Annotated in this window: 10 protein-coding genes; 6 read left to right on the top strand and 4 right to left on the bottom strand. The window is 59.6% G+C overall.

Going from position 1 to position 15,904, the window contains the following annotated elements; genetic code table 11:
* Positions 1-61 precede the first annotated feature (61 nt).
* Together TK42_RS00690 and metR are read left to right on the top strand one after the other, a co-directional pair.
* Positions 62-5,632 (top strand): dermonecrotic toxin domain-containing protein, encoded by a 5,571-nt coding sequence (locus TK42_RS00690; RefSeq protein WP_103733404.1) that lies wholly within the window; start codon positions 62-64, stop codon positions 5,630-5,632.
* A 78-nt stretch (positions 5,633-5,710) separates the two neighbouring features.
* Positions 5,711-6,628, top strand: coding sequence for a transcriptional regulator MetR (gene metR, locus TK42_RS00685; protein WP_005785216.1), 918 nt, complete (start codon positions 5,711-5,713; stop codon positions 6,626-6,628).
* A 459-nt stretch (positions 6,629-7,087) separates the two neighbouring features.
* Here metR and TK42_RS00680 read toward each other — a convergent pair whose 3' ends face one another.
* Genes TK42_RS00680 through TK42_RS00670 form a run of 3 tightly spaced genes read right to left on the bottom strand, consistent with a single transcriptional unit; the run spans position 7,088 to position 9,314 of the window.
* The gene (locus TK42_RS00680; RefSeq protein WP_032877554.1) at positions 7,088-7,594 is read right to left on the bottom strand and encodes a GNAT family N-acetyltransferase; all 507 of its coding nucleotides are present in this window, start codon (positions 7,592-7,594) and stop codon (positions 7,088-7,090) included.
* Positions 7,591-8,004: an NUDIX domain-containing protein gene (locus tag TK42_RS00675; RefSeq protein ID WP_005785212.1), complete on the bottom strand. Its 414-nt coding sequence runs from the start codon at positions 8,002-8,004 to the stop codon at positions 7,591-7,593. The genes TK42_RS00680 and TK42_RS00675 overlap by 4 nt, the downstream gene beginning before the upstream one ends.
* Positions 8,001-9,314: an HD domain-containing phosphohydrolase gene (locus TK42_RS00670; RefSeq protein WP_103733403.1), complete on the bottom strand. Its 1,314-nt coding sequence runs from the start codon at positions 9,312-9,314 to the stop codon at positions 8,001-8,003. The genes TK42_RS00675 and TK42_RS00670 overlap by 4 nt, the downstream gene beginning before the upstream one ends.
* Positions 9,315-9,531: 217 nt before the next feature.
* Between TK42_RS00670 and TK42_RS00665 the strand changes: the two genes are divergently transcribed.
* From TK42_RS00665 to TK42_RS00650, 4 genes are read left to right on the top strand one after another with little or no spacing between them, the layout of a single operon-like run.
* Positions 9,532-11,406: a bifunctional diguanylate cyclase/phosphodiesterase gene (locus tag TK42_RS00665; RefSeq protein WP_103733402.1), complete on the top strand. Its 1,875-nt coding sequence runs from the start codon at positions 9,532-9,534 to the stop codon at positions 11,404-11,406.
* Between the two features lie 25 nt (positions 11,407-11,431).
* Positions 11,432-12,400, top strand: coding sequence for a cytochrome-c peroxidase (locus TK42_RS00660; RefSeq protein WP_103733401.1), 969 nt, complete (start codon positions 11,432-11,434; stop codon positions 12,398-12,400).
* A complete protein-coding gene (locus TK42_RS00655) occupies positions 12,397-14,214 on the top strand; it encodes a DAHL domain-containing protein (protein WP_103733593.1) in 1,818 nt (605 codons plus the stop codon). Before TK42_RS00660 ends, TK42_RS00655 begins: the two co-directional genes overlap by 4 nt.
* A complete protein-coding gene (locus TK42_RS00650; RefSeq protein ID WP_032877560.1) occupies positions 14,211-15,590 on the top strand; it encodes an ATP-binding protein in 1,380 nt (459 codons plus the stop codon). Before TK42_RS00655 ends, TK42_RS00650 begins: the two co-directional genes overlap by 4 nt.
* 20 nt (positions 15,591-15,610) lie before the next feature.
* On the opposite strand, the gene TK42_RS00645 is transcribed toward TK42_RS00650, so the two are convergent.
* Positions 15,611-15,880, bottom strand: a complete 270-nt coding sequence (locus TK42_RS00645) for a type B 50S ribosomal protein L31 (protein ID WP_078820386.1) — start codon at positions 15,878-15,880, stop codon at positions 15,611-15,613.
* Between the last annotated feature and the right edge of the window lie 24 nt (positions 15,881-15,904).

Raw genomic sequence — 15,904 nt, 5'->3', positions numbered from 1 at the left:
CAGCACAGTCCGCAACGTAGCGGCCTGTGCGCTCCAACGCCCTACTTCAAGGATTGAAACCATGACCCACACTACAGGCCCCACCGATTTCGGCGTCTGGTCTCCACTGCCGCTACCGAGCATTGACGAAGACCTGTTGGTCGACGCCACCCAACGCTGGCAAGACTGCCGCCGCGATATGCTCACGCTGATGGCCGGCATTCCGACGGTTCGCAGTTCGATCAACCGCCTGCTCCAAACCGATCTGCAACTGGACGGCGAGCGCGTGATGCTGCAATTCCCCGCTACCGAACAACGCGGCCGCAGCCTGATCAGCCTGACCGATGCCTGCCTCTACCTGCAACAACACCCAAACCTGGACACGACGCAAATACCGGAATGCAACCTGCTTTACCTGCCGGCGCAACCGCCCCTGGCGCAACACACCGTTGCCCAACTGCTCGATGAGCTTAAAACCCTGGATCTGGAGCAAGCGATCGAGGACAACTGGTTGCGCTATTGGCGCACGGAGCGGGCCCCCAATACGCCTCTGACCTGCCTCAACCGGGCGATCGAACTCTACCGGATCCACTTCGAAGCCAGTGGTGAACACTTGCTGGCCGAAAAAAAGATCCATCCCGAAGTGCTCACACCGTTGTTCTCGCTGATCAACCCGGTAGCGCCCACGGCCGACGCGCCAAAATTCTGCGTCGAGCAGCTGTTGCTCAAGCGCACCGGGGCCAATGCCATCGCGCTGCCCGGCGCCTGGGTCCTGACCCTGGATACAGAACAACCGGTCAGCCAACTGGTGTACCTGCCGACACAGGCGCCTGCCTGGCATACCTTTAGCCGGCGCCTGGACCTGGAACGTTGGTTGCTCGACCGGCAAATCACATTGTTCGCAGCCAGCGACATCGATCCCCTGGCCAGTATCGAGTACAAGATCAACAACAACCCGCTGGAAGCCGGCCTCAACCTTTGGCTCAAGCAGTTGGCCAACCAGCAATACCAGGACGCGATCAAGCCGTTGGCCCACGTCAAGATCCACAATGCCTACCAGGCCAGCCAGCATATTGACCAACGCGATGTTCAGCGCCGGGCCCAGGCACTCTTTGCGCAAGCGCCCGACCAACCGGGGACGACCGTCGATGCACAGGTCGACAGTAACCTGCCACAGTTCGGCCTGCTGCATAACGGCATACAGGCCAGCCAACGCAAGGTCCTGATACGACAGCACCGCCGCGCCCTGGAAAAACTGTTCGGCAGCAACACGCCGACGAGCCCAGTCTGGCAATCGTTCAAACAGCAACTGGACAACCTGAAAGTGCAGCAACGCGCCGCTGAAGACGCGGCACGCGCCATGCTGAACCGTAGACACTTGGATTTCGCCGCACTCAACACCCACTACTCCGCGCTCTACCAGGCGCGCCTGCAGGGGCTGCGGATCGAGGCGAACATTCAGCGGGCCCTGGACCAGATCACCGAAGCCGAACTGCTACAGATCACCAGTGCCCTGGATACGCCTGAGCCTGACGTCATGACGTTGGTGTTGTCGGTCAAGCGGCCCGGCGATCTCCAGCCGACACACACCGAACTCAACGGGCCGCTGGTCTTGCTTCCCCCCCAGGACCCGCAAACCCCAACCACCGGCAGCGGCACGCATTTCGTCTACTGGCCCGGTAACGACGGCGGCTTGCAACGCTTCGCCTCCCGACAGGCGCTGGAAGAAGCTTTGTTCGCCATCCATCCCCAAGATGAGGTACTGGCCCTGCAGTTCAAGCCATTGGCCCAAGATCCCTTCGAGTACAGCCTGAGCAGTCAACAAACCGCCTTCGAAGAAAAAGCCGCGAGACTGCGCCAAACCTGGTCCGCCCCGGAAGACGCCGCAACGCTAGCCGGTGAGTTGGAAAGACTGCGTGCACAAACGCTGCCGAGCTTGCTGATCCCGGATAACGCGGCACGCGAGGCCGCGTACCTGCAACTCATCGAGCAGTACAATGCCCAGGTGCTGGCCAACGACATGCAACCGTGGATGCGCCTACAGTCCACAGAAAAACACGAAACCCTAAAGAAACTGCTGAGCGCCTATATCCCCGCGCTGACCCGTTCACAGGCCTTGTTTGGACGCTCGCTGCCAGCACGTGACGTGTTTGTCAGCCAACAGCTGGATGCACGCTTGCGCAAGGATTTCGGCATTAAAAAAGGTTTTACCCTGGAGCTGGAGCTGCCCGACTCGGTGGCGCAAAAGCGCGATATCGTTGCCGGTGCCGCGCCGGGCTCGCCAATCAAAATGATCGATGTCCCCAGCGCTAAACGCAGCAAGATGCCCCTGGATACCCTGGCCTTACTCAACATCGGCTCTGATATAAGTCTGCGCCTGGGGTTCGTGAGCGTCGAAGTGACGGCCGATGATCCCCTCGAAGGCAACACCCTGAAGGCGGGTGTCACCAGCCACTATCTGGCGGCCATGGTCAAGGACCTCAATCTGGCGCAACGCTATGAAACGCGGATTATCAGGGCCTTCGATGGTTCACCGGAGGAGTCTACATTCCAAAAACAGTACCGCCGCGAATGCCTGGTCGAACCCCTGCGTCTGATGCTCAAGGCCCAAGGCCTGCTGGCGGTCATGCAAAACCATATCAACAGCGACGAACTGAGTACCCTCAATACAGCGATCGATGCCGATACCCAGAGCGCCTGGGATGTCGATGGCAAGCGCATCCGCCTGTTGCCGGCCCACCTGAGCATAGGCGGCAAGGACACAAACCAGGAAAGCCCGATCACACTATCGGGTATCACATTCATTGAGGAACAGAACAGCGGGAGCATCGTGCTCTACCTACCCGACGCCCCCGACCAACGCTACCTGCGCGGTTATGCCAGCCTTGAAAAGGCGCGCCTTGCTCTGTTTGAACTGTGCCGGCTCGACAGCATGTTGGAGTATGTCGCGGGCCGTGCAATCAAGGGGGACGTACGGGCACACATCAGCCGCATCGGCCAGGCCATCGACAAAGACCAAAACTCGATGATCCAGTCAGGCTTTGCTTGGCCGGCCACCACTTCGCTGGCTGTCCATCAGTTGAATGCCCATAGGGGCCGCCTGCTCGAAGCCCATCGTAATGACTCACGCTCCAACGATGATCTGGCCAATGAGAGGTACCATCTTCAAAGCGCCAAGGTGTTCAACGGCATCAAAATTGCCCTGAGTATTGTCCCGGTGGTTGGCACCGCCGTATCCCTGGTAGACGCTCGCATCAGCCTACATCAGGCGGTTGCTGCGTTCCGGCGCGGTGATATCGACGATGGCATCGACCTGCTGGCCTCGGTGTTCGAAAGCCTGTTGTATGCGGCCATGGATGCCCTGGCCATGGCCGCGGTGCCCAGCGCACGCGCCAGCACCGCCCGCCAACTGACCGCAGCACGCCAAGGCAAACAGGCGCCAAGCCCAAGCTTCTGGCGATCCTTGAAACGCCGCCAGGGCACCACCACTCGCCAGCGCTTCGCTGGCTTCGAACACCCCGCCCCCCTTGCAAGCGGCAGCCTGCAACCGGTGTTGACCGGGCCCTATCGCCACACCTTGCGCCATAACGTGTCCGGCGATTACTTCATCTTCAGTGAAGGGCGTTATTACAGAGTCAGGTACGACGCCGGCACCGGAGAAATGCGCCTGATTGCCAGAAACAGGTACGACAGTGTGGTCGTTGAGCTGGACCCTGCCCTGCAATGGGACACTTACGGAGCGCTGCATGGTGGTCGCAACACCGTTTATGGCGGTGGCAGCCGGCGCAGAGGGCGTGGGGAAGCCCAGCCGGGCAGCGTTCCACCGGCGGTCAATCGGCAACTCCCGGCACCCGCGCTGGAGGTCAATACGCAGCGCGCTACGCTCGGTAACGATGTGACAACCCAATACAACAACCTTAAGACCCAAGTCGATGCCAGCACCGCAAAGTTAAGAAAATACGCAAGCGACTATCCAACCCCCTCAACCACGTCCACTCAAAGAACAACAGACAGCAAAGCCCTGGATGTCGACCTGGCCAGGGACATCGAAAGCGCCAAGAAGATGTATACGTCGCTCGAACTGGCCCAGCAACAGCAAGTCCGCCTACCCGACTTCAACTATGCAGCAGAACTGAGTAAAACAGCCCACATTGTGTCGGACCGACTCAATCACCTGATTCACCATGCCAGCAACCGTTCCGTGGCGTCACTTGACCGATCCATCGCGATCACCCAGCAACTGGATAACCTGTCTCCAGCCTCCCCCATCACTCAAACACTGCTCAATGAAGTGAGGCAATGCCGCCTGAACATACTTGATGATCTTAACGTGATAGAGCGCTCGATGAAGGACATGGGCACCTGGAGCAAACGCATTACCGCCAGAGCGGCGCGCACAGAGGTCGCGGCCAACCTGGCTCATTGGAAGCAGAAATTTACCGACCTGCGCATTACCAGTATGCGCAGCGGCCAACTGTTGCACCCCATCACCCGCCGACAGCAAACCGTGGGCATTGACTGGATCTACCAGGAAACTGCGGTGAATCAGGCCAGGCACAACGTCAGCCGCGCTCTAACCGCGCACATGACCCTACCCGAAGCCAATATCAGCCGGGTCGAACGCAATCGAATATTGCAGAACTGCATCAAGGTCTATGAAGAATTCTCACGTGATCTGAGTGCCTGGAACGAGAGGTCACCAGATCATTTCGATCCGAACTTTTTCCAACTCATGCAAAAAGACCTTGACCGCTTGATTCGAAAAGCCGAACGGGCCATCAAGAAACCCGCCTCCGAGCCCAATCCAAACGCTACTCGGAAGGCCTTTGAAACCGAGGATGGGCAACTATTGATAGGCACCGAAAAACCCGCCGGGCAACAATCACCGCGACAATTCATCATCAGCGACGCCGACGGCAATCCCACTGAGGTATGGGATAGGGTTGGCGACAGCAACACCTACCGTTTGAACCCGACCCAGAGCCAACCTGCCGCCGCCCCGCCTGCGCTGCCCACCGACCGCCGCGCCACGCTTGCGGATGCCCGTACCCGCCTGGACGCAGTGGATGCTTTTGAAAAGCAGGTGCGAGGGTACAAAACCATGGAGCCGATCAACCTCGAACACAGGCTGGTCACCGAAGCCAAACAACTCAGGATTCGCGCCAACAACGTGCAAAGCCTGGACGCGGGCAACCCGATTGTCGATCAATTACGCACTCGTGCAACTGCGCTTGAACAGGCAGGCGAAGCCTTACGGATCCAACGCAGCCTGGAAAGCCCAACGCCGACTGAAGGCTACCTGGACTATCTGGCCGGTAAAGGCCGAGTGGTGATTCGAAAAATCGGCGCGCGTAAAAAGCTCAGGGACAAACGCCCTGACGGCAAAGACGACTACCTGCAGGAATACGAGATCTACGACTCGAACCGGCAGGCTAAGGCTGACCAACCGATCTGGTACGCGCACTTTCACTATGACGCGCTGCAGTCCTCGTTCGACAGTTTCCCCAAGGCGCATTTAAAGCGCTTTGAACAACGCTACCTGGGAATGAAATGGCAAGCCGCAGCAGAGGGACTGGCATTTGCAGACACTAAAATCTGGCGTGGGTCTATCGAAAAGCCCTTCGCCAGAATGCACTTCCAGGCGCTGAAGTAAGCCCAATAGGTGGGCGGCCAACATGAAGAGCTTTCAATGAATTATCATTGTGCGCAAATACTATTCATGGAGGCGACAGTGCTGGAAATCCGTCATCTAAAAACACTGCATGCCCTGCGTGAAGCCGACAGCCTGGTAGAGGCAGCCGAGCGCCTGCACCTGACACAGTCCGCCTTGTCCCACCAGTTCAAGGAACTGGAAGAGCGCCTGGGCATGCCACTGTTCGCGCGCAAGACCAAGCCTGTGCGCTTCACCAGCGCAGGTCTGCGTCTGCTGCAACTGGCGGACGCCACCCTGCCCTTGCTGCGTGGCGCCGAACGCGACATCGCACGGCTGGCAGGCGGCACCGCCGGGCGCCTGCACATGGCCATCGAATGCCACAGCTGCTTCCAGTGGCTGATGCCGACTATCGACCAGTTCCGCGATGCGTGGCCGGAGGTCGAGCTCGACCTGGCCTCCGGCTTTGCCTTCGCCCCCCTGCCGGCCCTGGCCCGTGGCGACCTGGACCTGGTGGTGACTTCCGACCCGCTGGAGCTGCCGGGTATCACCTATGTGCCGCTGTTCACCTACGAAGCCATGTTGGCCGTGGCCAACCAGCACCCGCTGGCGAACAAGTCATACATCGTGCCGGAAGATCTACTGACGGAAACCCTGATCACCTACCCGGTGGAAAGAGACCGCCTGGACATCTTCACCCGCTTCCTAGAACCGGCCGACGTGGAACCCGCCCTGGTACGCACCTCGGAGCTGACGGTGATGATGATGCAACTGGTGGCCAGCGGCCGAGGCGTCTGCGGTATGCCCCACTGGGCGCTGCATGAGTACAGCTCACGCGGGTATGTGAAGGCCAAGCGCCTGGGCGAGAAAGGTCTGTTCGCCACGCTGTACGCGGGCATTCGGGCGGACATGCTGGATGCGCCGTACATGCGCGACTTCTTGCTGACGGCCAAGGACACGTCGTTTTCCACCCTGGATGGGGTCAGCGCAGTGCGTTAAGCGACTTCGCAGCCGCCAACGGTAACCACGATGCGAAGCGAGCCGCTCTTGATCCTGATCTGCTTTTGATCTGCTTTTGATCTTGATCTTAAGCGCCCCGTCAAACCACGCTGGCCGTAATCCGCCATGGATTTGGGGGGTAAACCGGCAGGGATGCCGGTTTAGCCGCCCCGCGCCATGGATGGCGCGTGGCGGCGGCCCCCCAAATCCATGGCGGATTACGGGCACACCGAGCCTGAGCGAGGTGCCGAGTGGTGGGGCAAGAGCCCTTTTGGTTACTTTTGGCTGGGCCGGCATTCCGGGCTCTTTTCCAAAAGTGACCCGCTGTAAAAGCGGAACCAATAGCAGCCGTTACCCAAATAACGGATATGTACTCAGTCTGATCCAGCATCCCAACCAACCCTGAGGCCGCCATCGGGGGCAAGTCGAACCGTCGCACCGCCCCTCCCACATTGGATATCACTGATCTTTTAACTCACGCCACATGTGGATTTTGTCGAAATACTCCTCACCTACCCGCACCGCCAACGGCTCCAAGCCGTACTGAATGAAGCCGCAACGCTGGTACAGCGCAAACGCTGCCTCATTCCCGGCAGTGACAGTCAGTTGGATCAGTTCCAGCCGCGGGTGCCTACGGGCCTCCTCCAGCGCGGCCTCTACCAGTTGCCGGCCCAAGCCTCGCTGTTGATAAGCCGCGCTCACATACATGCCGAATAATGTCGCCTTGTGCCACGCCTTCTCCCGCGGTTCGAACGCCAGGCCGACGATACCCGCCAATTGGTCGCCCTCGAATGCGCCAAGCAGGTGATCCAGCGCGCTGCTCACGCGTTTTTCCCACCAGCTGAGGGGCATCGCGGCGCGCTCGGCAACACTGGAGGTAAACGCCTGGGGATAAGCGCCATAAGCCTCAAGCATCAACGCCCGATACGCCAGGGCATCGCTAGCCTGCAGCGGGCGAATCATCATGCGCTGAGCAAGGAAGCACGATAATGCGGCAGGATGAACTCACGCGTCAGCGGCGCCAACTCCAGGCCACCGTCGCCCATGGGGTCGATCCAGCATATTTCTTCTATTTCAGCCGCCGGTTCGACCGCCACGTCGATATGCAGCTGGTACATATCGGCCTGAACCATAAAACCCGGCTCGTTTGCGGCCCGGCTCGAGAATTGGCCGAGGTACACGGCTTCTTGCGGATTGATGTGCAGGTTCAGCTCTTCGTGCAGCTCACGAGCCAACGCCTGGAGCGGGGTTTCGTCAGCGTCGATCTTGCCGCCAGGCTGCATGAAGGCCCGGGTGCCGCGCTTGCGTACCAGCAGGGTTTGGCCGTCTTTATCGATCAGGACGGCGGCGGCGATGCGGATAGTTGAATGGCTCATGAAGGAATCGAGGTCTCGTCCGGTTGTTTGATGAATATGCTGTATTTGGCACCCTCCATGGCTTCGAAGGCAATCAGCTTGTCTACCAGCGGCAGGTTCAACACCTTGCCGGCGTTGAGCAGCAACATGCCGTTGTCGGCATTGAGGTTGCGGGCCAGCACCATCCCGGCTTCAAGTTCGCGGGTAGTGAGGACTTTGACCGTGGGGTCGCCCAGGGTCACGTCACTGAGGAAAGTCGCGCAGGCCAGCACAAAGTCTTCCACCAGCGTCGGGTCATACAAACGCCCGGCGTATTTGCGGATATACAGCAGCGCTTCGTCGCTGTTCAGGTGCCGCTCCAGGATCAAGCCCTTTTGCAGCTCGATGAAATCCACCGCCAGCTTCAACAACCGCGCCCCCGCCGGAATGGCCTCGCCCTTGAGGTGGTCGGGAAACCCCGAGCCGTCCCACCGTTCCTGGTGATGACGAATGATCCGCGCTGCATCCTTCATCGGCTCCAGGGTCATCAACAGTGATTCGCTTTGCGTCGGGTACTCGCGATACTGCGCGCGGTCGGTGCTGTGCAGCTTGTCCGCCGGCGACACCATCATGCTGTCGCTCCAGCTCAGCTTGCCGATGTTGTACAGCGCGGCGGCCATGGTCAGGTCGCGGGTGCTGGCTTCGTCCAGGGACTGGGCGGCACAGCACACGCGGATCAGCTCGATCAACGCGCGGTTGGTCTGCTTGTTCTTGGGCAAGCGCAGGTTGGCCAACAGCGAAAACACTTCAGTGCCGGTCACGTAGCTGCGCTTGAGCTCGTCATAGGCCAGGTCGAGCATATCGGCGGTCTGCTGCAACTCGGCGGTGCGCGCGGTCACGCGTTTTTCCAGGGTGGCGTTGAGCGCTTTGAGCTGCTCGTTCTGCTCGCGGGTCAGGTGTTGGAGCCGCTGGTGTTCGAGGCACTGCTGCAGCACCAGTATCAGCTCTGCGTCATTCCAGGGCTTGCTGATGTAGCGGTGGATCTGCCCATCATTGATTGCCTTGATGATGGTGTCATGGTCTGCGTAACCGGTGAGCAGGATGCGGCCGGTGGCGGGATACAGGCGGTGAACCTGCGCCAGAAGCGTGGCCCCGTCCATACCGGGCATACGCGCATCGCTCATCACCAAATCCACGGGCCGACTGGCCATGATCTCCAGCGCCTGGGTGCCGCTGGTGGCCAATAACACCTCGTAAGGCTGGCCGCGCAGCAAGCGGCGCAGGCTATTGAGGATCGATTCTTCATCGTCAACCAGCAAAACGGCAGACTTCGTAGCGAGTTGTTCATCCATGGTGACTCTGCCTTCAAATTGAACGAAGTTAAGCTAGATTGACGCGGGGGCGTGCCGTACCGGCTCCCGGCGCACAGCGCTGTTGATTTGACGCCAAGTGGCCGTCGATATCAAGGAGTTCGACTATGCTGTCACTGCCAGTTGGCACCGAGCTACGCAGTCCAGCCAGGGAAGGAATCGCTATGCAATCAAATCTTTTGCCTAGGCCAGACGCGCCATGAACACCCAAGGTGAACGGGCCAACCGTCGCATCCTCATCGTCGATGACACCGCCTCGATCCATCAGGACTTTCGCAAGATCCTCTGCGCCGATGAAGACGGCAAGCCCTCCCTCGACACCCTGGAGTCGACCCTGTTCGGTACCACTGCACCGTTGCGCCAAGCGTTCGAGCTGGATTCCGCCTACCAGGGTCAGGAAGCGCTGGCGCTGGTGAACAAGGCGCTGGCGGACAACGCCCCCTACGCCATGGTGTTTATCGACATGCGCATGCCGCCCGGCTGGGACGGGCTGCAAACCATCGAACAGCTATGGAACGTCGACCCCAACCTGCAAATCGCCCTGTGCACCGCCTACTCCGACTATTCCTTTGAGGCCATCGAAGCGCGACTGAAATACAGCGATCAGTTGCTGATCCTGAAAAAACCTTTCGACCCCTTGGAAATCCGCCAGATGGCCAGCGCACTGACCTGGAAATGGCAACTGGCCCAGGACGTGGCCCACAAGGTGCTCGGCCTGGAACGCATCATTGAAGAACGCGTGCAGGAACTGCTCAAGGTCTCGCACCTGTTGCAATACGATGCCCTCACCGAGTTGCCCAACAGCACGTTACTCGGCGACCGGCTGACCCAGGCCATCGCCCTGGGCCGGCGGCATGACTCGCAACTGGCGGTGATGTTTATCGGGCTGGACCGCTTCAAACGCATCAACAACGCCCTCGGCTATCCGGTGGGCGATGAAGTGCTGCAGCACGTCAGTCGCAGCCTGGTGGCGACGGTACGCGCTTCGGATTCAACGTTTCGCTACGGCGCCGATGAGTTCGTGATCCTGCTCAACGATATCCAGCACCCTCAGCAAACCCAACACATTGCGCAAAAACTGCTCAGCGCCGTCAGCGCAACGCGTCATATTGCGGGGCACGACCTGAACGTCACCGCAAGCCTGGGTATCAGCATTTACCCCAATGACAGTACCAATGCGGTGCAACTGATCAAGCACGCCGAAACCGCCATGCGCACCAGCAAGGAACGTGGCCCCAACGACTTCAGCTTTTACACCGAAGACATGAACCGCCGCGCCCAGCACCAGCAAAACCTGGAGAGCGCGATGCGCCAGGCCCTGGAACGCCATGAGTTCGTCCTGCATTACCAACCCAAGCTGGATCTGGCGTCCGGGAGGATCGTCGGCGCCGAGGCGTTGACCCGCTGGTTTGAACCGCAGTCAGGCTGGATCAGCCCGGCGCAGTTCATTCCGGTGGCCGAAGACAGCGGGCTGATCGTGCGCCTGACCCAGTGGGTGTTGCGCCAGGCCTGCGAGCAAGCCCAAGCCTGGCGGGATCTGGGCCTGGCGCCGCTGCGCATGTCGGTGAACATCTCGGCGATCGACTTTCGCCAACGGGACTTCGTCGACAACCTGGCCGCCATCCTCAAGCAAACCGGCCTGCCGCCCGCCCAGCTGGAGCTGGAAATCACCGAAAGCGTACTGATGCAGAATGTCGACGAGACCGTAGACACCCTGCGCAGAATCAAGGCCATGGGCGTGCGTCTGGCGCTGGACGATTTCGGCACCGGCTATTCGAGTCTGAGCTACCTGCGGCGCTTTCCCATCGATGTGCTGAAAATAGACCAGTCCTTCGTGCGCGGCCTCAGCGTAAATAACCAGGACGAACAACTGATCAGCGCTATCATCGGCATGGGCAAGAGCCTGGAGCTGAACATCATTGCCGAAGGCGTGGAAACCGTCGAGCAACTCAATTTCCTCAAGGCCCACAAGTGTGAAGAGGGCCAGGGTTTTCTCTTCAGCAAGGCGTTGCCCCCCAAGGATTTCGTGCAGTTGCTGCAAGCGGGTTGCGCGACACTGATGCCCCATCCATAGCCCTAGGCCTGCAAGGAGTGCTCGCTTGAGCAACGTTTCAACTACCCGATTCAGCCTTGTGCTCGCGTTGGGCCTGTGCACCGGCGCAGTACTCGCGGCCGCACCGCTGGACGAAGCCCTAAAGCCGTTGCCGAGTGTTCCCCTACAGGATCCGGCCAAGGTTGAGCTGGGCCGTCGGCTGTTCAATGATCCGCGCTTATCGGCCAATAACAGCTTGTCCTGCGCCAGCTGCCATCACCTGGAAACCGGCGGCGCCGACAACAAACCTTTCTCCCTTGGCCTGGATGGCAAGCCGGTGCCACTCAATACGCCCACCGTGTTCAACGCCAGCCTGAACTTCAAGCAGTTCTGGAATGGCCGGGTCGACACCCTTCAAGCGCAGATCGAGCACGCGGTCATCAGCCCGGTGGAAATGGGCAGCGACTGGAAAGCTGTGGAATACAACCTGTCCGCCTACCCTGATTACCAGCGCGCCTTCGCGCAGGTGTATGCCGATGGCGTCAGTGCCGCCAACGTGCAGGATGCGCTGGCGAGTTACGAGCGCACGCTGCTGACGCCCAACTCGCGGTTCGACCAGTACCTGCTGGGCAACACCGAGATACTGACGATCAAGGAAAAATACGGCTACCAGCGTTTCAAGGAGTACGGCTGTATTGCCTGCCATCAGGGCGTGAATATCGGCGGCAATATGTTGCAGAAATTCGGCGTGATGGACGATTACTTCAAGGCACGAGGCAACCCGGTCGAATCGGACCTGGGCCGCTACCTGCTGACCGGCGATGAAGAGGACCGCCACGTGTTCAAGGTGCCCAGCCTGCGCAATGTGGCCGTCACCGCACCTTACTTCCACGACGCCTCGGCCAAGACGCTTGAAGAGGCGGTTGACGTGATGTTCAAGTATCAGTTGGGGCGCAATCCTTCTCAGGAAGACAAGGAGCTGATTATCCAGTTTCTCAGAACCTTGACCGGCGAATGGGCGGGCAAGCCGCTATGAGACGTTTCTCGCGCCGTCGTGCCAGCCAGATGCTGTTGGGCCTGATAGCCTTGTTATTGGCCTCTACACTGGTGTTTTTGTACCTCAAATCTTCCCGCGACCAAACAGCCACTTATACCCAGTCCCGGGACCTGATCCGCCAGCTTCAGCAACTCAATGCCCAATGGGACAGTGAAGTGCTCAAGGCCCGGATCGCGATTACCCACAACTACGATCCGCTGGTCACGCCCCTCTCGGACATGACCCGTATCTGGTCTGAACTACAAGGCCGCGACACCTACCACAACCCTGCCGACCTGCCGAGTTGGCAAGCCAGCCAGGCAGCGTATGTGGCCGCCATCCAGGAAAAAGCCCGACTGGTGGATCAGTTCAAGTCCCACAACGCCGTGTTGCGCAACTCGCTGGCGTTTTTGCCGACCGCCGAAGACGACATTCAAGCCCAATTCAACCAGATTGACGATCAAGGCCGGCTGCAACTGCAAGGCGTGGCCACCGACACTTACGACCTGCTGCTCAGCAGCCTGGAGTTTGCCCAGGTCACCAGCGATGAACGCGCCGCCGATATCCTGGTGGGCCTGGGCAAACTGGCGATCAACAAACAGAGCCTGCCCAGTGAGTTCCAGGCGCCGGTGGAGATCCTCAGCAACCATATTTCGCTGATCCTGCGCGAGCAGCCGCTGGTCAACAGCCTCCTCGAACGCATTGCCGCCGTGCCGGTGGCCGAGCGCCTCGATGACCTGACCACCCACCTCAATCAGGACCAGCAGACCGCGGACCTCGTTGACCATCAATATCATCGCTACCTGCTGATCTTCTCGACGCTGCTGGTGGTGCTGTTGCTCTACCTGGCGGTGCGTCTGCTGCGCAGTTTCGCCGAGATCAACCGCGTCAATCGCGCCTTGCAATCGGCCAACGAAACCCTGGAGCAACGGGTGGAACGGCGCACCCAACAACTCAAGGATGCCCAGAGCGAACTGCTGGACAGCGCCCGCCAGGCAGGCATGGCAGAGATCGCCACCAACGTGCTGCACAACGTCGGCAACGTGCTCAACAGCGTGAATATTTCTGCCGAGCTGGTCAGCCGTAAACTGCGCGGCAGCAAAGCGCTGGGCCTGGGCAAAGCGATGCAATTGATCAACGCACACCAGGGCGACCTGGGCACCTTTCTCACCGAAGATGCAAAGGGCAAATTGCTGCCCGGCTACCTCAACCAACTGGTGGAAGCGATCGCCGTGGAGCAACAGGGCATGAGCGATGAGCTGGCGCAACTGAGCAAAAGCATCGATCACATCAAGGACATCGTCTCGACCCAGCAATCCTATGCCGGCGCCGCCACATTGCTGGAGCCGATCAATATCGGCGCCTTGATGGACGATGCCCTGCGCATGAACGCCGGCGCGCTGAGCCGTCACCACGTCACTGTGGTCAAGGAATACGCACAGGTACCGCAGATCCTCGGCGACAAGCATCGCCTGCTGCTGATCATGGTCAACCTGATCAGCAACGCCAAGTACGCCATGTCCAACCTTTCCGAGAGGCCACGGCAAATCACGCTGAAGGTCGAGGCCCAGGGTGAAGATACCTTGAAGATCAGTGTGAAGGACGATGGCGAAGGCATACCCCCCGAGAACATGACACGGATCTTCACCCATGGTTTTACCACGCGCAAAGAAGGCCATGGCTTCGGCCTGCACAGCTGCGCCCTGGCCGCGGTGCAAATGCACGGCCAGCTCAGTGCTCACAGCGACGGGCCGGGCCTCGGCGCGGTATTCACCTTGACCATTCCCCTGACCCTTGCCGGAAGCAGCTCATGAACCAACCTCCCAACCGGCGCGTCCTGCTGATCGATGACACACCGTCCATTCATGAGGATTTTCGCAAGATCCTGATGCCGGATACTGCGCCCAACCAGGCGCTGGATGACATGGAGTCGGCACTGTTTGGTGACGCGGCCAAGCCCCAGGCACAGGCGTTCGAACTGCATTCGGCCTATGGCGGCGAAGAGGGTCTGGGCTTGCTCACCAGCGCCATGGCGCAGCAGCGTCCTTATGCACTGGCGTTCGTTGATATGCGCATGCCCCAAGGCTGGGACGGCGCGAAGACGATCGAGGCGTTATGGCAGGTCGCACCCGAGTTGCAAGTGGTGGTATGCACCGCGTACTCGGATTACTCCTGGGAAGACCTGCTGTTGCGCCTGCAGGCCCATGACCGTTTGCTGATCCTGAAAAAACCGTTCGACAATATTGAAGTGCAACAGATGGCCAATACCCTGGCTAATAAATGGGACATGGCCCGGCGTGCGTCGCTGCAAACATCTCTGCTGGAACAACTGGTTGAAGAACGCACCCAGGCGCTGCAATTGGAAATCAACGAGCGCAAGCATCTGGAAAGCCAACTGGTGCAGTCGGAAAAGCTCGCCTCCCTTGGGCAGCTCGCCGCCGGCGTCGCCCATGAAATCAACAACCCGGTGGGGTTTATTTCCTCCAACCTCAGCACGCTCGACAGCTACTTCACGCAGCTGCAACAGATGCTCGACGCCTATCAACGCAGCGAGGAACACCTCGCGGCGCCAGAACAGCGGGATCAGCTAAAGGTTTTGCGCACCGACCTGGAACTGGATTTCCTCAAGGAAGACATACCGATCCTGATCCGCGAATCCAAGGAAGGGATTGGCCGTGTCGTGCAGATCGTCAAAGACCTGAAGAACTTCTCACGCGTGGATAACGACCAGACCTGGCAACTGGCTGACCTGCAGCAAGGCATCGATTCGACCCTGAACATCGTCGCCAGCGAACTCAAGTACAAGGCCGACGTGGTCAAGCACTACACGCCCCTGCCGGACATCGAATGCCTGGCCTCGCAGCTCAATCAGGTAGTGATGAACCTGGTGATCAATGCGGCCCAGGCCATGGGGCCCCAGCGTGGCACCATTACCATCAGCAACGGCGTGGAAGGCGAGAATATCTGGCTGGAAGTGGCCGATAACGGCTGCGGAATTGCCCCTGAAAGCTTACAGAAGATTTTCGACCCGTTCTTTACCACCAAGCCTGTGGGCGAAGGGACTGGACTGGGATTGTCACTGTCCTACGGCATCATCAAGAAACACGGCGGGGATATCTCCGTCAGCAGCGAGCTGGGCAGGGGCACGACATTTCGCGTGGTGTTGCCGATTCGCCAGAAGGCGGCGTAGGGCACGCCGCCGAATCATCCTCACGCGTCGGCTTTCGGGGTCGACCCAAACGAGGCAAAGCGCTTGTTGAAGCCGGCAATGCGGCCTTCGGCTTGGGTCTTGCGCTGTTGGCCGGTGTAGACCGGGTGCGAAGCACTTGAAACATCCAACGGGATATAGGGATAGGTGTTGCCGTCGCTGTGTGTGTGGGTGCGGTCGCTGTCGGCAGTGGAGCCGATGAGGAAGTACACGTCGGCGGCGGTGTCGTGGAACAGTACGGTGCGGTAGTCGGGGTGGATACCAGCTTTCATGAGGCCTCCGGGGCGTTTGGGTGC

The sequence above is a fragment of the Pseudomonas sp. GZJR-8 genome (genome assembly GCF_002916705.1).
Taxonomy (GTDB): Bacteria; Pseudomonadota; Gammaproteobacteria; order Pseudomonadales; family Pseudomonadaceae; genus Aquipseudomonas; species Aquipseudomonas synxantha_A.
This window is presented reverse-complemented; position numbering and strand designations above follow the sequence as displayed.